Here is a 21,333-nt window from a genome sequence, read left to right on the forward strand (position 1 = left end):
AGCGCTTTTTTTTGGCCTGCCGCATTTCGGCTGGCGCATCCACGGCGATTCGCGTAGAACCGCAGCCTTCCATGCCGCAACGCGCCTTCGCCGCCATTTCTCCATGAACCGCAACCTCTGGCTGCTCGCCATCTGCCAGGGCCTGTTCCTGACCAACAACGTCACCTTCATCGCCATCAACGGACTGGTGGGCCTGAGCATCGCGCCGCGCGGCTGGATGGCCACGCTGCCGGTCATGGGCTACGTGGTGGGCGGTGCGCTCACCACCGGGCTGGTGGCGCGCACGCAGCAGCGCTTCGGGCGGCGCGGGTCGTTCCAGATCGGGCTGGCGGTGGGGCTGGGCTCGGCCTTGCTGTGCGCATTCGCGGCCATCTCGAAGAACTTCTGGCTCCTTTGCTTTGCCACGGTGGTGGCGGGCTACTACAACGCCAACGCGAACCTCTATCGCTTCGCGGCCGCCGAACTCGCGGCCCCCGCCTGGCGCGAGAAGGCGGTGTCGCTGGTGATGGCCGGCGGGCTAATCGGCGCGGTGGCGGGGCCCAACCTCGCGGCCGCCACGCGCGAGGCATTCGCCGTGCCATTCGCGGGCGCCTACATCGCGCTGGCGGCGGTGGCGCTGCTGTCGATGGCGGTCATGCGCTTCATCGAGTTTCCCGCCACGCTGACACGCCAGGAGGCGATGGGCGGACGGCCGCTGTCGCAGATCATGCGCCAGCCGGTGTTCATCGTGTCGGCCGCGGCGGGGGCGCTGGGCTTTGGCGTGATGAACCTGCTGATGGCCGCCACGCCCATTGCCATGCAGATCTGCAGCCTGCCTTTTTCCGATGCCGCGCTGGTGCTCGAATGGCATGTGATCGGCATGTTCGCGCCTGGCTTCTTCACCGGCCACCTGATCCGCCGCTTCGGCGCGCTGCCGGTGATGGGCGTGGGGCTCGCGCTCAACTTCGGCTGCATCGCCGTTGCGTTGTCGGGCGTGGAGCTGCAGCACTTCCTCGTGGCCCTGTTCCTGCTGGGCGTGGGATGGAACTTCCTGTTCACGGGCAGCACCACGCTCTCGCTCACGGCCTACACCGCGGAAGAGCGCGACCGGGCGCAGGGCGCGCTCAATTTCTGCGTGTTCGCGACGCTCGCGCTGACTTCGTTCGCCTCGGGCGTGCTGGTCACGACGCAGGGCTGGCAGCTGCTGAACTACGGCTCGCTGGTGCCGGTGGCGCTCACGGGCGCGGCGCTGCTGTGGCTTGCGCAGACGCGCCGGCGCGAGGCTGCGGCCGCGGGCTCCTGAAGCGCTTCTTCAGTCCGGCGGAAAGCGCTTGCCGAGCCAGCGCTGCAGCGCGGTGAACACGGGTTCGGCATCGAGCTCGTTGAATATCTCGTGGTACATCGATTCGAAGCACTGCGCTTCGACCATGCCGCCGGGCGCGGCAGCAGCCGCGAAGGCCCTGCTGGCGGCCGGCAGCACCAGGCGGTCGTCGCCTGCATACAGCAACAAGGTCGGCACCGGCCAGTGCGCCGCGGCCTGCTGCACCACCGCTCCTTCGTACGCAAGAAAGCGCGCGAGCCGGCCGCCGATGCGGTCGTGCGTGAGCGGATCGTCGCGGTAGGCCTGTACCACAGCGCGGTCGTGCGAGAGAAAGTTGTCGTCGAGCCCGTTGCCGACACGCAGCCCGGGCGCAATGCGCGGCAGCACCGCGAGCAGCGCCTTCTGGAATCCGTTCAGGCCCGGGTCGAGCCCCGGCGAGGACAGCACCAGTCCGTCGACCGGCCGCACACCGCGTGCCACCAGGCTGGCCGCGACCAGCCCGCCGAGGCTGTGGCCGAGCAGCAGCAGCGGCAGGCCGGGGTTCTCGCGGCGCGCATCGTCGATGACCAGCGCGAGGTCTTCGACCAGCCGCAGCTCGCCGGGCAGTGCGCCGCGCGCGCCGGACGATCCGCCGTGGCCATGATGGTCATGGGCCCACACTGCGAAGCCCCATGCGTGCAGGCGCGCCGCGAGTTGGTGATAGCGCCCCGCATGCTCGCCGAGCCCATGCACCAGCACGACGACGCCGCGCGAGGCGCCGGCCGCCGGGAGGCGGCGCAGCAGCAGCGTTTCGCCGTCCGGCGTGGGCAGCGACACCCGCTGCGGCAAAGGCAGCAGCGGCGGCGCCGCCGGGCTCAAGCGGCCGCCGGCTCCGCGGTTGCGGCGCGGTGCGCCGCCGGCAGCGCCGCAATCACCTCGGCCACCGCGGCCGTGAGCTTCTTGGCGTAGGGCACGTGCAGGAATTCGTTGGGGCCGTGGGCATTGCTCTTCGGACCCAGCACGCCGCAGACCATCATCTGCGCCTTCGGGAAGCCGGCGCTCAGCATGTTCATCAGCGGGATCGTGCCGCCCTGGCCGATGTAGCCGCAGGATGCACCGAAATGCGCCCGCGAGGCCTTGTTGAGCGCATCCTCGAACCACGGCGTGATGGTCGGCGCATTCCAGCCGGTGGCGCCGCCGCCGCTTTCGAAGGTCACGCGCGCCTGGTAGGGCGCGTTGTCCTCGAGCAGCGTCTTCAGCTGCTGCACCGCCTCGGCCGCATCGACCAGCGGCGGCAGGCGCAGCGACAGCTTGAAGGCGGTGTAGGGACGCAGCACGTTGCCCGCGTCCTTCAAGGCCGGAAAACCTTCGGCACCGGTCACCGAGAGCGTCGGCTTCCAGGTGCGGTTGAGCAGCGCCTCGACCGGATCGGTGGTGGTCGGCAGCGCGAACATGGTCGAGCCGCCGCAGTCGTAGTGCGCCCACGGAAAGCGCTTGTACACCTCGTCGCCCAGGATCGCCGCGGTGGCCCTGGCCTGCGCCAGCCGGTCGGCCGGCACTTCGCAGTGGAAGCTCGCGGGCAGCAGCCGCCCGGTGGCGCTGTCCTCGAGGCGGTCGAGCACCTGCCGCATGATCCGGAAGCTCGAGGGCACGAGGCCCGAGGCGTCGCCCGAGTGGATGCCTTCGGTCAGCACCTCGACCTTGAGCGTGCCGCTGGCCATGCCGCGCAGCGAGGTGGTGAGCCACAGCTGGTCGTAGTTGCCGGCGCCGGAGTCCAGGCAGATCACCAGCTCGACGTTGCCCAGCCGCGGGCGCAATGCGTCGACATACGGCAGCAGGTCGTAGGAGCCGCTTTCCTCGCAGGTCTCGATCAGCCCGACGATGCGCGGATGCGCCGCGCCCTGGTTCTTGAGCGCCTGCAACGCGGCAATGCTGGCGTAGACCGCATAGCCGTCGTCGGCGCCGCCACGGCCGTAGAGCAGGCCGTTCTCGTACTTGGGCGTCCAGGGGCCGAGGTCGTTGCGCCAGCCGGTGAATTCGGGTTGCTTGTCGAGGTGGCCGTACATCAGCACGGTCTCGTCCATGTCGGTGCCGCTGGCGGCCACTTCGAAGAACAGCACCGGCGTGCGGCCTTCCAGGCGCACGATCTCGAGCTTCAGGCCCTCGACCTTCTGCGCCTCGACCCAGGCCGCCGCATTGCGCAGCACGGTCTCGAGGTAGCCATGGGCCGACCAGTCCTTGTCGAAGCCGGGCGACTTGGCGGGAATGGCGATGTAGTCGGTGAGCTGCTTGAGGATGTCGCCGTCCCATTGGGCGCTGACATCGGACAGGGCGCGCTCGGCATCGAGCAGGCCGGCAGGCATTTCGCGGTGCAGGGGGGCGTTCATCGGGTTCTCCGCGGCTAAGGAAAAAATCGCATTTTGCGCCCTTGGGCGAGCGCGCGTAGAGTGCGGCGATCTCAACCCGGAGCGCAATGTGAGCAAGGCAGCATCGACTCGGATCAAGGTGGGCATCGGCGGCTGGACCTACGAGCCCTGGCGCGACAACTTCTATCCCAAGGGGCTCGCGCAGGCGAAGGAGCTGCGCTATGCGAGCCGCCAGGTGAGCGCCATCGAGATCAACGGCACCTACTACAGCACCTTCAAGCCCGAAACCTTCCGCAAATGGCACGACGAGGTGCCGGAAGACTTCATGTTCTCGATGAAGGCCTCGCGCTTTGCCACCAACCGCAAGGTGCTGGCCAGCGCGGGCGATTCGATCAAGCGCTTCATCGACAGCGGCGTGAGCGAGCTCGGCGACAAGCTCGGCCCGATCGTGTGGCAGTTCATGCCCACAAAGCCCTTCGATGCGGAAGATTTCGAGGCCTTTCTCGAGTTGCTGCCCAAGAAGGAAGGCAGCCGCCCGCTGCGCCACGTGATGGACGTGCGGCACCCGAGCTTCATCACGCCCGAGTACCAGGCGCTCGCGAAGAAGCACAAGGTCTCGACCGTGTTCACCGACGCGGACAAGTTTCCCTCGTTCGAGGAGCCCGAAGGCGACTTCGCCTATGCGCGGCTCATGATGGCCGACGCCAAGCTCAAGACGGGTTATGGGCCGAAGGCGCTCGACGCCTGGGCCGAGCGCGCGCAGCGTTGGGCCGAAGCACCCAAGAAGCGCGAGGTGTTCGTCTACTTCATCAACGGCGCCAAAGAGAAAGCACCGGCCGCGGCCGGTGCCTTGCTGGAGCGCCTGGGTTGGAAGCCGCCCGAAGAGGCGGCCTGAGCCGAAAGCCTGATCAGGCTGCGGCTTGCAGCGACGGCTTGGCGCCGAAGCTGATTTCGCCGGACAGCTGGCCGCCTTCCTCGATCACGATCTTGCCGTAGCGGATCTTGCCGGTGACCTTGCCGGTCGAGTGGATCACGAGCTTTTCGCGCACCGTGAGGTTGCCGTCGAACACGCCGCGGATCTCGGCGATGTCGATCTCGGCCGAGCCCTTGAACTCGCCCTGTTCGGCGATCTGCATCAGGCGCGAGTCCATGGTCGCCTCGACCAGGCCTTCGACCACGAGCGTGTCGCAATCGGTGATCTCGACGCCCTTGAGCTTGATGTTGGGGCCGACGGTGAGCTTGCTGCCGCCTTCCTTGGCCGGTGCGGCCGCTGCGGAGAGGCCCCCTTGCTGCGCGGTCAGCGACGAAGGATTGACGGGCGAACCCGAGAGATTGGTGCCCGAGCCCACCAACGGCGCGGGGCGAGAGGTCAACGAGTCGGTATCACGATCACGCTTGCCGAAAAAGGGGGACTGTGTGGCCAAAGGGGAGCTCCTCAACAAAACGACTATCGTAAGAACCCGCTCGCGGCCTGCGGCACTTCATTGCGCAAGAAACGTAACTGAATAAGTCCCCCGGCGCCCGACAATGACACGCTCCAGTGACCCCGGCCCCGCAAGATGACCCGATCGAACACCGCACCTGCCGCCCGGAACCTCGCAATCTCCTCGACCATCGACTCTCGCTTCGACAAGCCGGCCAGCGGCTGGCGGCGCCAGCTGTTCACGGTGATCTTCGAGGCCGACACGCGCGCGGGCCTGCTGTTCGACCTGGCCTTGATCGCGGTGATCGTGACCAGCGTGCTGGTGGTGATCCTCGACAGCGTGCAGTCGATCCGCGAACAGTGGCGGCCCGTGTTCAACGTGCTCGAATGGATGTTCACGATCCTGTTCACGCTCGAGTACATCGCGCGGCTCGCCTGCGTGAACAAGCCGATGCGCTACGCGCTGAGCTTCTACGGCGTGATCGACCTGCTCGCGCTGCTGCCGACCTTCCTGGTGGCGCTCGCGCCCGAGCTCGCCTACCTGATCGACGTGCGCGTTCTGCGGCTTTTGCGCGTGTTCCGCATCTTCAAGCTCTCGCGCTATTCGGTGGAATACCGCGCGCTGGTCTCGGCCGTGGCCGCGAGCCGGCGCAAGATCACGGTGTTCGTGGGCTTCGTGATGCTGGTGGTGCTGGTGATGGGCACGCTGATGTACGTGGTGGAAGGCCCGGTGCACGGCTTCACCAGCATTCCGGTGGCGATCTACTGGGCCATCTCGACCATGGCCACGGTGGGCTTCGGCGACCTCGTGCCCAAGACGGACCTTGGCCGCGCGATTGCCTCGGTGATGATGCTGCTGGGCTGGGGTGTGCTGGCCGTGCCGACCGGCATCGTGACGGCCGAGATGGCGCGGCGCGGCCCCGACGATGATGCCGCACCCGTGGCGACAGGAGGGCGGGGCGTATTCGCAATGACGCCGCCTTCGGCCGTGGCCGCACCCGCGCGGCGGCTCACGCCTGCGGCCAGACGGCGCGCCCTTGCGCAGCATCGTCGAGGCGGGCGATGAAGGCATCCGCGTCGGGCTCGGGCAGCGTGAACGTGAAGTCCACCGCGTCGCCATGCCGCACATCGATCAGCGAAGCGCCGGCCGCCGCGGCAATCTCGCGCCGCACCAGCCCTTCGAGCGCATAGGGCACGGCGCATTGCAGCAGCCGCTGGCGCACCAGCGGCGCCAGCGTGGCCCCGAGGCAGGCCTGCGCCACCGCATCGGTGTAGGCCCGCACGAGTCCGCCCGCGCCCAGCTTGACGCCGCCGAAGTACCGCACCACCGTGGCGAGCACGCCTTCGAGCTGCTGGTGCCGCAGCACTTCGAGCATGGGGCGCCCGGCCGTGCCGCCCGGCTCGCCGTCGTCGTTGGCGGCCGACTGGCCGCCCGCCATCAGCGCCCAGCAGACATGCGCGGCGGCGGGATGCTCGCTGCGAAGGGATGCCACCACGGCCAGGGCCGCGGCCCGGTCGGCCACCGGCTGCACGCAGCCGATGAAGCGGCTCTTCTTGATCAGCAGCTCGCTGTGCGCCGGTTGCGAGAGCGTGAAGCTCATGGAGCGGCCGTTGTTTTCAGTCGGGGCGCGGAATCGCTCAGCGCTCCCGCTCGAACTTGAACACGGCCGTGCCCGCGCGCGCATTGGGCAGCCAGCGCACGCTGCGGCCTTCCTGTACGCCGAAGGCATCGAGCACGCGCAGGCTGTTCTTCTGCGCCAGCACCTCGAAATCCTTGAAGGTGCCGACCCGGATGTTGGGCGTGTCGTACCACTGGTAGGGCAGGCGGCGCGTCACCGGCATGCGGCCGCGCGCAATGCTGATGCGGTTGGGCCAGTGCGCGAAGTTGGGAAAGGCCACGATGCCGATGCGGCCCACGCGCGCGGTTTCGCGCAGCATGATCTCGGCGTTTCGCAGATGCTGCAGCGTGTCGATCTGCAGCACCACGTCGAACGAGGCGTCGTCGAACATCGCGAGGCCTTCGTCGAGGTTCAGCTGGATCACGTCGACGCCGCGGCGGATGCACTGCAGCACGTTGCCGTCGGCAATTTCCACGCCGTACCCGGTGCAGCCGCGCTCGCGCTGCAGCAGGTCGAGCAGGGCGCCGTCTCCGCAGCCGAGGTCGAGCACGCGCGCGCCCTCGGGCACGAGGTTGGCGATGAGCCGCTGGGTCTCGATGTCGCTCACGATGCGCTCCCTTCGGCCTGGATCTCGTGCGCCACGCGCTCGAAGTAGGAACGCACCACGCCCATGTAGCGCACGTCGTCGAGCAGGAAGGCGTCGTGTCCGTGCGGCGCGTCGATCTCGGCGTAGCTCACGTTGCGGCGGTTGTCGAGCAGCGCCTTCACCAGCTCGCGGCTGCGCGCGGGCGAGAAGCGCCAGTCAGTCTTGAAGCTCACGAGCAGGAACTTGGCCGTGGCGCCGGCGAATGCCGCGCTGAGGTTGCCGCCATGCGAACGCGCGGGGTCGAAGTAGTCGAGCGCGCGCGTGATCAGCAGGTAGGTGTTGGCATCGAAGTATTCGCTGAACTTGTCGCCCTGGTAGCGCAGGTAGCTCTCGATCTGGAACTCGACATCCTGCGTGGAGTAGCGGTAGTCCAGCCCCGCCGCCTCGCCCTCGACCGCGCTGCGCAGGATGCGGCCGAACTTCGCGTTCATGACATCGTCGCTCAGGTAGGTGATGTGGCCGATCATCCGCGCGATGCGCAGGCCCCGCTTGGGGATCACGCCATGCTCGTAGAAATGGCCGCCGTGGAAGTCGGGGTCGGTGACGATGGCGCGGCGCGCCACTTCGTTGAAGGCGATGTTCTCGGCCGTGAGGTTGGGCGCGCTGGCCACCACCACGGCGTGCCGCACGCGATCGGGGTACTGCAGCGTCCACGACAGCGCCTGCATGCCGCCCAGGCTGCCGCCCATCACGGCCGCGAGCGTGCGGATGCCGAGCGCGTCGAGCAGCGCCGCCTGCGCATCGACCCAGTCTTCGACCGTGACCACCGGGAAGTCCGCGCCATAGACGCGGCCGGTGGCAGGATCGACGTGCATCGGGCCGGTGGAGCCGAAGCAGGAACCCAGGTTGTTCACGCCGATCACGAAGAAGCGGTCGGTGTCGACCGGCTTGCCCGGGCCCACCATGTTGTCCCACCAGCCCTCGGACCGCGCCTGGCCTTCGTAGGTGCCGGCCACGTGGTGCGAGGCGTTGAGCGCATGGCACACCAGCACCACGTTGCTGCGCTCAGCGTTCAGGCTGCCGTACGTTTCGTAGGCGAGCGTGTAGCCGCCGAGCGACGCGCCGCTGCGCAGGGCCAGCGGGCCCTCGAACTGCATCGACTGCGGAGTGACGACCAAGGGAGGTGACGACATCAATGAAAAACCCGGCCTCGCCAAAAACGAGCCGGGTTGCTTGTTCGCCAACTTGACTGTCTTTAGCTGAATTTATTAAGCGCCCGCAAGCTGAAGCAAATCGGCGCAGGCGGCAGTATATCGCCCCGCCGCGCTACCAGCCGACGATCATCACGATGCCGAGCACGAGGAAGATCGCGGCCGAGATGCCGTGCACCAGCTTGATGGGCACGCGCCGCACGATCTTCTCGCCGAGCCACACCACGGGCGCGTTGGCCAGCATCATCCCGAGCGTCGTGCCGGCGACCACCCAGAAGTAGTCCTGCGTGAAGCGGGCGGCCAGCATGACGGTCGCGATCTGGGTCTTGTCGCCCATTTCGGCGAGGAAGAACGCGACCAGCGTGGTGCCGAAGACCCCGTAGTGGGTGGCCGCGGGGGCGTCGTCTTCGTCGAGTTTGTCGGGGATCAGCATCCACGCCGCCATGGCGATGAACGAGCCGCCCAGGATCCAGCGCAGCATGTCGGGCCCGAGCCAGTGGGTGATCCAGTTGCCGACTGCGCCGGCCAGCGCATGGTTGACGATGGTGGCCGCGAAGATCCCGAGCACGATCGGCCAGGGTTTCCTGAAACGCGCCGCGAGCAGAAGAGCCAGCAGCTGGGTCTTGTCGCCCATTTCGGCGAGCGCAACCACGCCGGTTGCAACGAGAAAAGCTTCCATGAAAGAGTGGGGTTCCTTGGGCCGAAGGACGCAATTGACCGTGCAACACCTTCGGCCATAGTCCCGAAGTTGCACGGTCAAAGGTCTCGCCAGGTGTGTTCACTGCACGCGCCATGTCCTGTGTGGGGCAGGACAAGTCTGTTGACGCGGGCCCTTCTCGCGATGGAAGGCGGCTACTCCCCAATGACGGGTCGGATTCTACCTGCTGCGCCGCAGGCACCGGGCGGGTTTGTAAGCGTGCGCTAGCTTCTTTTAAATTTTTGGAGGCCCTACGGGATGCAGCAAATTACTGCTTGCATTTCACGTATTTCACCCATAATGCACGAGCCTCCCTCTTCATTTTGCCGGGGAGGAAGTTCGGTGATCGGTCAGTTTCGCGCGACTCGACGGCTCTCGTTTGAGTGATGCTTTCGGGACTCCATCGCTTTTCTTGCTATGTGTTTATAGGAGTCCCTTGATGGGCAACAAACTGTATGTCGGCAACCTGCCTTACTCGGTGCGCGACAGTGATCTCGAACAGGCTTTTGGACAATTCGGCGCGGTGACCAGCGCCAAGGTCATGATGGAACGCGACACGGGCCGCTCGAAGGGCTTCGGCTTCGTCGAAATGGGCAGTGACGCGGAAGCGCAAGCGGCCATCAATGGCATGAACGGCCAGCCGCTCGGCGGCCGCAGCGTCGTCGTCAACGAAGCGCGTCCCATGGAAGCACGTCCCCCGCGCAGCGGTGGCGGCGGCTACGGCGGCGGCGGTGGTGGTTATGGCGGCGGTGGTGGCGGTGGCTACGGCGGCGGCGGTGGTGGCGGCTACGGTGGTGGCGGCGGTGGCCGCTCCGGCGGTGGCGGCGGCTATGGCGGCGGTGGTGGTGGCCGCTCCGGCGGTGGTGGCGGCGGCGGCGATGGCGGCTTCCGCAGCCCCTACGGTGCCGGCCCCCGTGGCGGTGGCGGCGGTGGCCGCTCCGGCGGTGGTGGCGGCGGCTACGGTGGCGGCGGCAACAGCGGCTACTGAGCGCTGCATCCCGGCACACACAAGTAAAAAAGGCTCCTCAGGGAGCCTTTTTCATTGGGGCCGCCATCCCGGCGAAATCATCAGCTTTCGCCGCTGCGCTTTTTGCGGGCGCGGCCCTGCACAGCGCGGTCGAGCAGCGCGTTCGGCAGCATGCGCATCAGCTTGGCGACCACGCCCATCTGCCAGGGAATCACGCGGTAGCTGGTGCCGGCCTCGATGGCGCGCAGCGCCTGGTCGGCAAAGTCCTGGGCCTTCATGAGAAAGGGCATGCCATAGCGGTTGCCCTGGGTCAGCGGCGTGTCGATGTAGCCGGGGCAGAGCGTGACGACCTTGACGCCGCTGTTGTGCAGCTCGCCGCGCAGGCTCTCGCAGTACGCGACCACGCCCGCCTTGCTGGCGCAATAGGCGCCGTGCCCCGGCAGCCCGCGAATGGCCGCGACGCTCGCGATGCCGACCAGCCGGCCGCTGCCGCGCTGCCTCATCGCGGCCACGAAAGGATGGAAGGTGGCCATCAGGCCGACGTTGTTGGTGGCGAAGGTCCGGGCCATCACCTCGATGTCCTCGCGCTCTGCCGTGTCGATGCCCACGCTGATGCCGGCGTTGGCAATCACCACGTCGGGCAGGCCCTGGCGCTCGATGCAGGCGGCGCCGGCGGCCACGATGCTGTCGGTCTGCGCCACGTCGGCGCCATAGACCTGGTAGCGGGCGGGGTCCAGCTGGCGCTCGCCGGCCCAGGATTCGATCTCCGCGGTGCGCCGTGCCACCAGCGCGAGGCGGTAGCCCGCCTCGTAGAAGCTGGCCGCCAGGGCCTGGCCAATGCCGCTCGATGCGCCGGTGATGAAGGCAAGCGGGGATGGGCTCATGCGCGGGTTCAGCGCGCCTTGCCGGCCGCCGAGGGAATCAGGACGCCGCGCACCCGGCCGGTCAGGTTGGCGACGCCGCTCAGGTTGTCGTAGTCGAGGTTGTCGGCGGTGAACTGGTCGGTGCCGCGGATGAGCGTGACCGGCTTGTTCGAGGTCACGCGTTCGGTGTCGAGGAAGGCGTGCAGGAAATCGCCGCGGAACTCCAGGCGCGGCGTGGACTTGCCGTTGGGGCCCACCGCCGGGTCGCGGATGACGATGGCGTTGCCGAAGAGCTGGATCTCGCTGCCGTCGGAGTTCGAGAGGCCGCGGTTGGCGGTGGCGTGGGTCGTGAAGCCCTGCGGCGAAACGGAGCGCATGCGCACGTCGTCGACCTCGACGGTGTCGGTGTCGGGGTAGTGCCGGCCTTCCTTGCCGTGGAGTTCGCTGCGCAGGTCGCCGTTGGGCAGGAAGTTCTTGATCACGAAGCCGCGCATGAAATAGTCGGGCTCGTGCGTGGGTGCGGCCTTGGCCGTGGGTTCGAGCAGCTTGGGCGCGTTGCGCACGAGCCAGTAGGTGCCGAGCGCAACGGCCGCGGTAAGAATGATGGGCAGGTAGATCGTGGCGCGGTCGAGCACGTCGCGCAGCAGGTCCCAGGCACGCTTCATTGCCTCGGACCCCGGGCGGCGTCGAGCAGGCGCCGGTACTGGCCGCAGGCGGTCACGAGCAGATCGCAGAACTCGCGCGCCGCGCCTTCTCCGCCGCGTGCGCGGGTGACATAGTTGACCGCATCGCGCACTTCGGCATGCGCATTGGCGGGCGCGGCCGCAAAACCGACGCGCGCCAGCACGGGCAGGTCGGGCCAGTCGTCGCCGATGGCCGCGGCCTGCAGCCAGCTGAAGCCGAGCGCCTCGAGCATGGCCTGCGCCGCGGGCAGCTTGTCTTCGGTGCCGTAGCGCACGTGCTGGATGCCCAGCGCTTCGAGCCGCACGCGCAGCGGCTTGGAGTCGCGCCCGGTGATCACCGCGGGCGTGATGCCCGCCAGGCGCAGCAGCTTGAGACCGTAGCCGTCGAGGATGCTGAAGCGCTTGAGGGTTTCGCCGTGTTCGGTGAAATACACGCCGCCGTCGGTCAGCACGCCATCGATGTCGAAGAACGCGATGCGCACATCCTGCGCGGCGAGCAAGGTCTCGGCCTGGAAGTCGATCGGCATCAGATGACCTTCGCGCGCATCAGGTCGTTGGTGTTCACCGCGCCGACGATCACCCCCGCACCGTCGATCACGAACAGGCGGGTGATGCCGCATTGCTCCATGAGTTCGGCCGCTTCCACCGCCAGCGCGTCGACGCGGATGGTGCGCGGGTCGCGGTGCATGATGTCGGCCGCCTTGGGCGTGCGCAGGTCGGCGCCGGCCTCGATCAGGCGGCGCAGGTCGCCGTCGGTGAAGATGCCCAGCGCCCGGCCGTCGGGCTCGACCACCGCGGCGGCACCGAAGCCGTTGATGCTCATCGCGCGCATCAGCTCGCTGACGGTGGCCATCGGCGCCACGCGCGGCACATCGTCGCCCGAGCGCATCACGTCGCTCACATGCGTGAGCAGCTTGCGGCCCAGCGCGCCGCCGGGGTGCGAACGCGCGAAGTCCTCGGAGCCGAAGCCCCGCGCGTCGAGCAGTGCCACCGCCAGCGCGTCGCCCATCGCCATCTGGGCCGTGGTGCTTGCGGTGGGGGCAAGGTTGAGCGGACAGGCCTCCTTGGCAACGCCGGCGTCGATCACGATGTCGGCATGGCGCGCGAGGGTGGAATCGGTGCGGCCGGTCATCGCAATGAGGGGCACGCCCTGGCGCTTGACCACCGGCAGGATCACGGTGAGCTCGTCGACCTCGCCGCTGTTGGAGATGGCCAGCACCAGGTCGACCGGCTTGATCATGCCGAGATCGCCGTGGCTGGCTTCGGCCGGGTGGACGAACATGGCCGGGGTGCCGGTGGAGGCCAGGGTCGCCGCGATCTTGCGGCCGACATGGCCGCTCTTGCCCATGCCCATGACGACCACGCGGCCGCGCACGTCGAGGATCTTGCGCACGGCGTCGACGAAGCTCGGGCCCACGCGCGACTTGAGGCCGAGCACGGCATCGGACTCGATGTCGAAGGTGGCGCGCGCCCGCGCCAGGATTGCGTCGGCGTCGACCACGGGGGGCAGGGGAGCTGAACTCATCCGGCGGATTTTACGGGCCGGCCGGCGCGCGCCGCCGCTCGGTACAAGCCGCACGTTCGGGGCATGGACATTGCTCTAGCATCCGGCCATGTCCTCGTTCGATCTCACGCTGATGTATTTGCTGGCCGCAGTGCTCGGCGTGGTGGTCTGCCGCTCGCTGAAACTGCCGCCGATGCTGGGCTATCTGTCGGCCGGCGTGCTGATCGGGCCGCATGCGCTGGCATTGGCGCAGAACTCCGAGGCCATCCGCCACCTCGGCGAATTCGGCGTGGTGTTCCTGATGTTCGTGATCGGGCTCGAGTTCAGCCTGCCCAAGCTGCGCGCCATGCGCAAGCACGTGTTCGGCCTGGGCCTGCTGCAGGTGCTGCTGACCATGGCCATTGCCACCGCCGGGGCGCTCTTCATCGCCTCGCAGCTCCCACCGGCCTGGCGGCTCGGATGGCAGACGGCGCTGGCGCTGTCGGGCGCCCTCACGATGAGCAGCACCGCGATCGTGGTCAAGCTGATGGCCGAGCGGCTCGAGCTCGAGAGCGAACACGGCAAGCGCGTGATGGGCGTGCTGCTGTTCCAGGACCTGGCGGTGGTGCCGCTGCTGGTGCTGATTCCCGCGCTCGGCGCGCCGCCCGAGGCGCTGGCCAAGGCCATCGGCCTGGCGCTGGTGAAGGCCACGCTGCTGATCGGCGTGCTGCTCTACGGCGGCCCGCGCATCATGCGCTGGTGGCTCACCCTCGTTGCGCGGCGGCGCAGCGAGGAGCTCTTCATCCTGAACGTGCTGCTGGTCACGCTCGGGCTGGCCTGGCTCACCGACCTGGCCGGCCTGAGCCTGGCGCTGGGCGCCTTCATCGCCGGCATGCTGGTGTCGGAGACCGAATACAAGCACCAGGTCGAAACCGACATCCGCCCGTTCCACGACGTGCTGCTGGGCCTGTTCTTCATCACGGTGGGCATGTCGCTCGACTGGCACATCGTGGTGGAACGCTGGGCGCTGGTGGCCGTGCTGCTGCTGCTGCCGCTGGCGTTCAAGCTGGCGCTGGTGACGGTGCTGGCGCGGGTGCTGGGCGCCACCTCGGGCGTGTCGCTGCGCACCGGCCTCTACCTGGCGCAGGCCGGCGAATTCGGCTTTGTGCTGCTGGCGCTGGCGCAGGAGCGCAGCCTGCTGCCGCCGTGGCTGGCCCACCCGGTGCTGGCCTCGATGGTGCTGTCGATGCTCGCCACGCCTTTCATCGTGATGTACACCAACGCCATCGTGCGCAAGCTGGTGGCGAGCGACTGGCTCCAGCAATCGCTGCAGATGACCAGCATCGCGCGCAAGACCATCAATACCGCCAAGCACGTGATCATCTGCGGCTACGGGCGCTGCGGCCAGAACCTGGCGCGCATCCTGGAGCGCGAAGGCATTCCCTACATGGCGCTGGACCTCGATCCCGACCGCGTGCGCCAGGCCGCCGCGGCGGGCGATTCGGTGGTGTTCGGCGACGCGGCGCGGCTGCAGGCGCTGATGGCGGCCGGCCTGGCCCGCGCCAGCGCCGTGGTCGTGACCTACCTCGACGTGCCGGGCGCCATGAAGGTGCTGGCCAACATCCGCTCCCACGCACCGCAGGTGCCGGTGATCGTGCGCACGCAGGACGACCTCGACCTCGAGAAGCTGCAGGCGGCCGGCGCGACCGAGGTGGTGCCCGAGGCCATCGAGGGTTCGCTGATGCTCGCGAGCCATGCGCTGGCGCTGGTCGGCGTGCCGATGCGGCGCGTGATCCGCGTGGTGCAGGACCAGCGCGACGCGCGCTACAACCTGCTGCGCGGCTACTTCCACGGCGCGGACGACGACAACGCCGACGAGCTCGACCACGAGCGCCTCAACACCTTCACCCTCACCCCCGGCGCCCGCGCCGTCGGCCAGACCCTGGCACGGATGGCGCTCGAAAGCCTCGGCGTGCGCGTCGCCGGCCTGCGCCGCCACGGCGGCCAGAACCAGACGTTCACCGACGACACGGTGCTGAGCGATGGCGACACGCTCGTGCTGTGCGGCAAGCCCGCCGCCCTGGCCGTGGCCATCGAGCGGCTGCAAAAGGGCTGAGCCCTCTGCGCCAGAGCCCGTGGGCTCAGTTCATCAGCGTCGGATTGCGCTTTTCTTCCTCGATGCGCTGCTGCCGGCGCACGGCTTCGCACTGCGCATGCGGCTTGTATTCGGGCTTGAGGCACTGCGCGGCCATGCACTGGGCCTTTGCGACGAAGTTCCGGTCGCCGCAGAGGGCCTGGGGATCGGCGGGCGCCGCCGCTGCCGGAGACGCAGGCGGCGCGGCGGCGGGAGCCGGTGCGGGCTCGGCCGCGCCAGGCTGCGAAGGTGCCGCCGGCGCCGGCCTGCGCGGCTTGGCCGCGGCGGCCGGCGGCTTGGGGTTGGCGGCGGCCGGCGCGTCCATTGCCGAAACCGATGCCGCCGTGTCCACGGCGGTCGCTTCGGCGGCAGAAGGTTCTTCTGGCACGGCCGCGGCCGGCTCGGGCAGCAGGGCGGGCGCAGGGGCCGGCATGGGAGGCAACGCAGTCGGAGAAGTCTCTTCGGACGGCTTGCCGGTTCCGTAGCCGTACCAGCCGGCGGCGATCATGAGCAAGCCCACCGCCAGCAACGCCCCCCACAGCCACATGCCGCGGGAGCGCGACGGCTTCTTCTGCGCCTCGGCGCCGTCGGGCCGCCGCGTCCTGCTTCCGGAAGAAGATGAAGACGAGGATTTCTTCCTCGCACGGCCCTCCCGCTGCCGCGAAGGCAGCCGCTCGGAAGACCCCGGCGCGACGACGATGGTCTTGTCGTCGTCCGGCAGGCCCGCGCTCGCTGAAGAGGCAGCGGCAGCCGCGTAGGCACCGGCTTCGAACAGCCCGCCTGGAATGGTGGGTGCACGCAGTTGCGCGGGCGCCGTGGCGGCCCACTCGCGCTCCGATCTGCTGCCGGGGGCCGGCGGCGGCGCCATCGGCGCGGGTGCCGCGGGTGCCAGCTTGCCGCCGCAGCCGCGGCAGAAATTGGCGCCCGCGCGGTTCTCCGCGCTGCACACCGGACAGATCAAGGCCATGACGACGGACTTCTAGGGAAAAACGATTTCAGAAAAACTGGCGGCGAAGAGCCGTCGAGGCCGAATTCGAGGAGCGAAGCGGCAGCCGGTGCTCAGGTCACCGCGACGCGCTTGGACCGGTGGGCCATGCGCTTGGCGATCACCGCGCCAAGCCCCATGGCAATCTCCAGGGCCAGGTTGGGCTGCCGGTTCGACATTTCCGCGAAGCGGATCGCCGTGAGGCGCCACACGCGGCCCGCGCCGGTGACCACCACGTTGGCGGAGTGCGGCTGGCGCGAGAAGAAGGAGCCCTCGCCCACCACCGAGCCGGGCATGAGCACGGCCAGCTTCATCTGTTCCTTGCTGCTCACGCGGTGCACGCTGATGGCGCCGCTCTCGAGGAAGTACACCGACCGGTCGTGCGTGCCCTGCTCGATGAGAACGTCGCCGACGCCGGTCTCGATGGGCTGCAGGTAGCCCGCCAGCGTTTCCCACTGCTGTACGTTGAGCGTCAACGCGAAGGCGTCGCTGCTGCTGTTGTTGTCCGCGATTGCGCGGCTCAGGTTCTGGATGGACATGCTTTTCTCAACCCCCGCATCTGTGCCGGAGTATCCGCGAAGGGCGCGGTTTTCGACTACAACTCTTTACGTTTTTCGGGCGAGCTGTCGCTATTTGCCGATACAGAAGCGAGAAAAGATGACGCCCAGCAGGTCGTCGGCGCCGAATTCGCCGGTGATTTCGTTCAGTGCGTTCTGCGCAAGGCGCAGTTCCTCGGCCAGCAGGTCGAGCAGTTGCGCCTGCGCCGCCAGATGGCTCGCGGCCAGCGCCAGGTGGATCTCGACCTGGCCCAGCGCCTGCACATGGCGCGCCCGCGCCAGGTAGACGCCCTCGGGCACGGCCTGCCAGCCGGCCATGGCCAGCAGCTGTTCACGCAGCGCCTCGATGCCGAGGCCGGTCTTGGCGGACAGGGCGATGCCTTGGGCCGCACCCGCCGTCTCCGGCATTGGCGCGGCGTCCTGCTTGTTCCAGACATCGAGCACCGGCACGCTCGCGGGCAGCTTCTGTTGCAGCCCGCGCAGGATCTCGGCGTCGGCGGCGGCGTAGTCAGGCTGGCCGGCACGCGTCAGGTCGTGCAGAAACAGCACGGCATCGGCGCCCTCGATCTGGCCCCAGGCGCGGGCCACGCCGATCTGTTCGACCTCGTCGCTGCTTTCGCGCAGGCCGGCCGTGTCCACCACGTGCAGCGGCACGCCGTGGATCTGGATGGTCTGCGACACCACGTCGCGCGTCGTGCCCGCCACCGCGCTCACGATGGCCAGCTCGGCACCCGCCAGCGCGTTGAGCAGCGAGCTCTTGCCCGCATTGGGCTGGCCCGCAATGACCACCTTGATGCCTTCGCGCAGCAGCGCACCTTGTTTTGCGCGCTGCTGCACTGCCGCCAGCTGCGCCTGCAGCTTCATCAGTTGCCCGGCCGCATCGGCCTTTTGGAGAAAGTCGATTTCCTCTTCCGGAAAGTCGAGCGTCGCCTCGACCAGCATGCGCAGGTGGATCAGCGCATCGCGCAGCGCGTGGATCTCGCGCGAAAAGGCACCTGACAGCGAACGCCCGGCGCTGCGCGCGGCCGCCTCGGTGCTGGCGTCGATCAGGTCGGCAATGGCTTCGGCCTGGGCCAGGTCGATCTTGCCGTTGAGAAAGGCGCGCTGGCTGAACTCGCCCGGCTCGGCAACGCGCAGGCCGGGCAGGCGCGGCCGGCCGGTGACCGGATCGGCTTCGGCGGCAGCCTCGAGGCAGCGCGCCAGCAGCAGCTGCAGCACGACCGTTCCGCCATGGGCCTGCAGTTCGAGCACGTCTTCACCCGTGAACGAATGGGGCGAGGGAAAGTGGATGGCCAGGCCGTGGTCGACCGGCTCGCCGGCCGCATCGCGGAACGGAAGGTAGGTGGCTTCGCGCGGCTTCAGCGGCCGGCCGCAGAGCGCGTCGACCAGCGGCGCGAGCCGGGCGCCAGACACCCGCACGATGCCGACCGCGCCGCGCCCCGAGGCGGTGGCGATGGCGACGATGGGATCGGTGGTGCGGGCGAAGGTCATGGAACTGCGATTCTTTCAGCAAAAAGAAAAAGGGCCGCGCAGGCGGCCCTTTCTTGCGAGCGGCGTGGCGCGGCTTACTTGCCCAGCACGCCCAGCCGCTTGTTGATGAACCACTGCTGCGCGATCGACAGCACGTTGTTGGTGATCCAGTACAGCACCAGGCCGGCCGGGAAGAAGATGAACATCACGCTGAACGCGAGCGGCATGATCCACATCAGCTTGGCCTGCATCGGATCGGGCGGCGTCGGGTTGAGCCAGGTCTGGAACAGCGAGGTGAGCGTCATCACGATCGGCAGGATGTACCAGGGGTCCGGTGCCGACAGGTCGGTGATCCAGCCGATCCACGGCGCGTGGCGCATTTCGACCGACGACAGCAGCACCCAGTAGAGCGCGATGAACACCGGGATCTGGATCACGATCGGGAAGCAGCCGCCCATCGGATTGACCTTCTCGGTCTTGTAGATCCGCATCATTTCCTGCTGCATTTCCTGCGGCTTGTCCTTCAGCCGCTCGCGCATTTCCATGATCTTGGGGTTGATGGCCTTCATCTTGGCCATGCTTGCGTAGGCCTTGGCGTTGAGCCAGTAGAAGGCCGCCTTTAGCAGCACCACCAGCGCCACGATGGCCCAGCCCCAGTTGCCCAGGATGCCGTGCAGCTGGTTCAGCAGCCAATAGAGCGGCTTGGAGATGATCGCGAAGATGCCGTAGTCCTTGACCAGGTCCAGGCCCGGCGCGATGGTTTCGAGCTTCTTTTCTTCCTCGGGGCCGGCGAACAAGGCGCTGTTGACCACCTGCGTCTGTCCCGGCGCGATCTTCGGCAGCGTCGCCACCATGGCGACGGTGTAGAGGTTGTCGCCCAGGTCCTTCACGCGGAATTCGCGCTTGAGCTGTTCGCTGGCCGGGTCGCCCTTGAGCAGCCAGGCCGACACGAAGTAATGCTGCACCATGGCAATCCAGCCATCGTTGGCGGGCGGCGGCGGCTGGACCTTGCCCTTGGCAATGTCCGAGAAGTCGAGCTTGTGGAACTTCTTCTCGTTGGTGTAGGCGGCCGGACCGGTGAAGGTGTTGGTGCCGAACATCGTGCTGGCGGCCACCGTGCCGTGGCGCAGCAGCTGCATGTAGAGCTGTGCATCGCGCGGCTGGTCGCTCACGTTGACGACCTCGTGGCGTACGCCGATGGTGTAGTCGCCGCGGTTGAAGATGTAGGTCTTGACGTACTTCAGGCCGCCGACGGGCGCGCTTTCGAAGCCCACCTCCAGCGTGTTCTGGCCTTCGGCCATTTCGCGCGGACCGGCCTTCGGCGCCATCGCCGTCAGGTGGTTGGGGAAGCGTTCGCCGGTATCGACCGGGTTCAGCAGGCCGGTCTGCGCCAGGTAGCGGGTGGCCGGCGAGGCGTTCTCGAACAGCACGACGTGCTTGGTGCGGTCGGCCTCGTCGTACTTGAGCAGTTCGAGGTAGTTGACCGTGGCGCCTTCGCTGTCGATCACGGCCTTGAACAGGTCGGTGGTCACGTTGACCTGCTCGCGCGGCGCCGCGGGCGCGGCCTGCGTGGGCACGGCGCCGGCGCTACCGCTGGCGGCGGATGCGGTGGGCACGCCGTTGCTGGCGGCTGGCGCGGTGCCTGCCGGGGCGCTGGCCACGGCGGCCGGCTTGCTCGATGGCAGGAAAGTCGGCTTGTTGCCGTTGAAGACCTGCCATTGGTCCCACAGCAGCACCAGCGAGAAACCAAAAATCACCCACAGGATCGTGCGGCGGATATCGTTCATGACGAAGACTTCTTGTCGGAGGAGAGGAGAGACGAAAACAGTGAGCCTGACTTGTCAGTACGACACTGTGATGCCGGTGGAACCGGATCGTGCCCGCCCTGGCACCAGGGCTGACAGCGCGCGATGCGGTGCAGGGTCAGATAGCTGCCCTTGAGTGCACCGTGCACTTCCAGCGCCTCGATCGAATACACGGAGCAGGTCGGCGTGAAGCGGCACGACTGGCCGAGCCAGGGGCTCAGCAGCAGGCGATAGCCCTTCACGAGGCCGATCAGCAGGCGTTTCATGAGGAGGAGGGAGAAGAGGGCACGGCCGGCGGCACCGGCGCACGCGCGGCGCGCGCCAACAACTGCTGGAGTTCGGCCCGAACGGCACCCTTGAGCTTGTCCGAAGAGGCGCTCACGAATTCCTTGCGGTCGAAACCCGCGCGCAGCCGCACCACGTGCGCAGCACGCGGCAGGCCGGCGCCGGGCGCGGCGCTCACGGTGTAGATCTGGCGCTTGATGGCATTGCGCGTGACCGCGCGGCGCGCCCAGCGCTTGGGCACCATGGCGCCCAGCCAGACATCGTCGGACGCGAACAACGGCTGTGCGCTCGACGAAAGATCGAGCGCACAGCGATGCAATGCGAAATGAGCAGTGCGCGCCACAGTGGCACCTGCGAGGACGGCCTGGAATTGCGCGCGGGTCTTGAGCCGCTGCATGGAAGCCGAGCCGCGTCCGCCGTTACGGGTCGGGCCAGAAGCGCTGGCTGCAGGAGCTGGCGCTGGCGGTTCGGCTGCTGGCAACGGCAGGCGGGCTGCCGTCAGACGGCCAGGCGCTTGCGGCCCTTGGCGCGGCGTGCGTTGATGACGGCACGGCCGCCGCGGGTCTTCATGCGGACCAGAAAGCCGTGGGTACGGGCGCGGCGGACTTTGGATGCTTGGTATGTGCGTTTCATGATGGTTCCTGATTCCCTGTTTCCGCAGGCGAAAAAGCCGCGGGCGCCGGAGAGCGTGTTTCGGATTGGCCCCCGAAAGACGCAATGAGGTTTTCAGGGAAACCCGCAATTATCGCAAACATTCGGCCCCTCAACAATCTTCGACTGGAATTGCGGGCCTTTCGCCGCCGCCGGCAGCGTGTGGATAAGGTTTTGACAAGTTAGAATGCCGAGCGCCTTCCGCAGAGAATATCCACAATACATATACCAAAAAATGCCCGAGGGTTTCACCATTTTTTCAAGCGCCT

The 21,333-nt window shown here is 67.9% G+C and carries 23 protein-coding genes and 1 riboswitch; of the genes, 5 read left to right on the plus strand and 18 right to left on the minus strand.

The features are described 5' to 3' along the window. Nucleotides 1-103: 103 nt before the first annotated feature. Nucleotides 104-1,282: an MFS transporter gene (locus RZE77_RS27570; RefSeq protein ID WP_319440117.1), complete on the plus strand. Its 1,179-nt coding sequence runs from the start codon at nt 104-106 to the stop codon at nt 1,280-1,282. 9 nt (nt 1,283-1,291) lie between these two features. Here RZE77_RS27570 and RZE77_RS27575 read toward each other — a convergent pair whose 3' ends face one another. Together RZE77_RS27575 and RZE77_RS27580 are read right to left on the minus strand one after the other, a co-directional pair. After that, the gene (locus tag RZE77_RS27575) at nt 1,292-2,158 is read right to left on the minus strand and encodes an alpha/beta hydrolase (protein WP_319440118.1); all 867 of its coding nucleotides are present in this window, start codon (nt 2,156-2,158) and stop codon (nt 1,292-1,294) included. After that, nucleotides 2,155-3,666, minus strand: coding sequence for a M20 family metallopeptidase (locus tag RZE77_RS27580; RefSeq protein WP_319440119.1), 1,512 nt, complete (start codon nt 3,664-3,666; stop codon nt 2,155-2,157). Before RZE77_RS27580 ends, RZE77_RS27575 begins: the two co-directional genes overlap by 4 nt. A gap of 88 nt (nt 3,667-3,754) precedes the next feature. Between RZE77_RS27580 and RZE77_RS27585 the strand changes: the two genes are divergently transcribed. Beyond that, a complete protein-coding gene (locus RZE77_RS27585) occupies nt 3,755-4,540 on the plus strand; it encodes a DUF72 domain-containing protein (protein WP_319440120.1) in 786 nt (261 codons plus the stop codon). Between the two features lie 13 nt (nt 4,541-4,553). Here the strand turns inward: RZE77_RS27585 and RZE77_RS27590 are convergent, their stop codons facing one another. Beyond that, nucleotides 4,554-5,069, minus strand: a complete 516-nt coding sequence (locus RZE77_RS27590) for a bactofilin family protein (RefSeq protein ID WP_015868023.1) — start codon at nt 5,067-5,069, stop codon at nt 4,554-4,556. 135 nt (nt 5,070-5,204) lie between these two features. On the opposite strand from RZE77_RS27590, the gene RZE77_RS27595 reads away from it, so the two are divergent. Continuing rightward, a complete protein-coding gene (locus tag RZE77_RS27595) occupies nt 5,205-6,134 on the plus strand; it encodes an ion transporter (protein WP_319440121.1) in 930 nt (309 codons plus the stop codon). Here RZE77_RS27595 and RZE77_RS27600 read toward each other — a convergent pair. The 4 genes from RZE77_RS27600 to RZE77_RS27615 all read right to left on the minus strand — a co-directional run bounded on the left by RZE77_RS27600 (nt 6,079) and on the right by RZE77_RS27615 (nt 9,163). Beyond that, complete coding sequence (locus tag RZE77_RS27600; protein WP_319440122.1) at nt 6,079-6,669, minus strand: IMPACT family protein; 591 nt, start codon at nt 6,667-6,669, stop codon at nt 6,079-6,081. The genes RZE77_RS27595 and RZE77_RS27600 overlap by 56 nt on opposite strands. A 37-nt stretch (nt 6,670-6,706) precedes the next feature. Continuing rightward, on the minus strand, nt 6,707-7,294 hold the full coding sequence (gene metW / locus RZE77_RS27605) for a methionine biosynthesis protein MetW (protein WP_021013169.1): 588 nt from the start codon (nt 7,292-7,294) through the stop codon (nt 6,707-6,709). Then, nucleotides 7,291-8,466: a homoserine O-succinyltransferase MetX gene (metX, locus tag RZE77_RS27610; protein WP_319440123.1), complete on the minus strand. Its 1,176-nt coding sequence runs from the start codon at nt 8,464-8,466 to the stop codon at nt 7,291-7,293. Before metX ends, metW begins: the two co-directional genes overlap by 4 nt. A 133-nt stretch (nt 8,467-8,599) precedes the next feature. Beyond that, on the minus strand, nt 8,600-9,163 hold the full coding sequence (locus RZE77_RS27615) for a TMEM165/GDT1 family protein (protein WP_319440124.1): 564 nt from the start codon (nt 9,161-9,163) through the stop codon (nt 8,600-8,602). 8 nt (nt 9,164-9,171) lie between these two features. Further along, nucleotides 9,172-9,357: riboswitch (yybP-ykoY riboswitch) on the minus strand. Nucleotides 9,358-9,620: 263 nt separating this feature from the next. On the opposite strand from RZE77_RS27615, the gene RZE77_RS27620 reads away from it, so the two are divergent. Beyond that, entirely contained in the window at nt 9,621-10,169 is a 549-nt protein-coding gene (locus tag RZE77_RS27620) for an RNA recognition motif domain-containing protein (protein ID WP_319428300.1), read from the plus strand. Nucleotides 10,170-10,249: 80 nt separating this feature from the next. On the opposite strand, the gene RZE77_RS27625 is transcribed toward RZE77_RS27620, so the two are convergent. The 4 genes from RZE77_RS27625 to RZE77_RS27640 are packed head-to-tail and all read right to left on the minus strand — an operon-like array spanning nt 10,250 to nt 13,219. Then, the gene (locus RZE77_RS27625) at nt 10,250-11,032 is read right to left on the minus strand and encodes an SDR family oxidoreductase (RefSeq protein WP_319440125.1); all 783 of its coding nucleotides are present in this window, start codon (nt 11,030-11,032) and stop codon (nt 10,250-10,252) included. A gap of 8 nt (nt 11,033-11,040) precedes the next feature. Continuing rightward, a complete protein-coding gene (lptC, locus tag RZE77_RS27630) occupies nt 11,041-11,676 on the minus strand; it encodes an LPS export ABC transporter periplasmic protein LptC (protein WP_319440126.1) in 636 nt (211 codons plus the stop codon). Then, a complete protein-coding gene (locus RZE77_RS27635; RefSeq protein WP_319440127.1) occupies nt 11,673-12,221 on the minus strand; it encodes a KdsC family phosphatase in 549 nt (182 codons plus the stop codon). The genes lptC and RZE77_RS27635 overlap by 4 nt, the downstream gene beginning before the upstream one ends. After that, nucleotides 12,221-13,219 (minus strand): KpsF/GutQ family sugar-phosphate isomerase, encoded by a 999-nt coding sequence (locus RZE77_RS27640; RefSeq protein ID WP_319440128.1) that lies wholly within the window; start codon nt 13,217-13,219, stop codon nt 12,221-12,223. Before RZE77_RS27640 ends, RZE77_RS27635 begins: the two co-directional genes overlap by 1 nt. Nucleotides 13,220-13,307: 88 nt before the next feature. Here RZE77_RS27640 and RZE77_RS27645 point away from each other — a divergent pair, with 88 nt between their 5' ends. Then, complete coding sequence (locus RZE77_RS27645) at nt 13,308-15,293, plus strand: monovalent cation:proton antiporter family protein (RefSeq protein WP_319440129.1); 1,986 nt, start codon at nt 13,308-13,310, stop codon at nt 15,291-15,293. Nucleotides 15,294-15,318: 25 nt separating this feature from the next. Here the strand turns inward: RZE77_RS27645 and RZE77_RS27650 are convergent, their stop codons facing one another. From RZE77_RS27650 to rpmH, 7 genes are all read right to left on the minus strand, one after another. After that, nucleotides 15,319-16,278, minus strand: coding sequence for a hypothetical protein (locus tag RZE77_RS27650; RefSeq protein ID WP_319440130.1), 960 nt, complete (start codon nt 16,276-16,278; stop codon nt 15,319-15,321). Between the two features lie 92 nt (nt 16,279-16,370). Further along, entirely contained in the window at nt 16,371-16,835 is a 465-nt protein-coding gene (locus tag RZE77_RS27655) for a Crp/Fnr family transcriptional regulator (protein ID WP_124959242.1), read from the minus strand. Nucleotides 16,836-16,925: 90 nt separating this feature from the next. After that, nucleotides 16,926-18,344, minus strand: a complete 1,419-nt coding sequence (gene mnmE, locus RZE77_RS27660) for a tRNA uridine-5-carboxymethylaminomethyl(34) synthesis GTPase MnmE (protein ID WP_319440131.1) — start codon at nt 18,342-18,344, stop codon at nt 16,926-16,928. 74 nt (nt 18,345-18,418) lie between these two features. Then, entirely contained in the window at nt 18,419-20,110 is a 1,692-nt protein-coding gene (gene yidC / locus RZE77_RS27665) for a membrane protein insertase YidC (RefSeq protein ID WP_319440132.1), read from the minus strand. Continuing rightward, entirely contained in the window at nt 20,107-20,394 is a 288-nt protein-coding gene (gene yidD, locus RZE77_RS27670; RefSeq protein WP_015868039.1) for a membrane protein insertion efficiency factor YidD, read from the minus strand. Before yidD ends, yidC begins: the two co-directional genes overlap by 4 nt. Further along, nucleotides 20,391-20,810, minus strand: a complete 420-nt coding sequence (locus RZE77_RS27675; protein ID WP_319440133.1) for a ribonuclease P protein component — start codon at nt 20,808-20,810, stop codon at nt 20,391-20,393. Before RZE77_RS27675 ends, yidD begins: the two co-directional genes overlap by 4 nt. Nucleotides 20,811-20,911: 101 nt before the next feature. Then, nucleotides 20,912-21,046, minus strand: coding sequence for a 50S ribosomal protein L34 (gene rpmH / locus RZE77_RS27680; protein ID WP_007834827.1), 135 nt, complete (start codon nt 21,044-21,046; stop codon nt 20,912-20,914). Between the last annotated feature and the right edge of the window lie 287 nt (nt 21,047-21,333).

This window comes from Variovorax sp. SPNA7, from assembly GCF_033807855.1.
Classification (GTDB): Bacteria; Pseudomonadota; Gammaproteobacteria; order Burkholderiales; family Burkholderiaceae_C; genus Variovorax; species Variovorax beijingensis.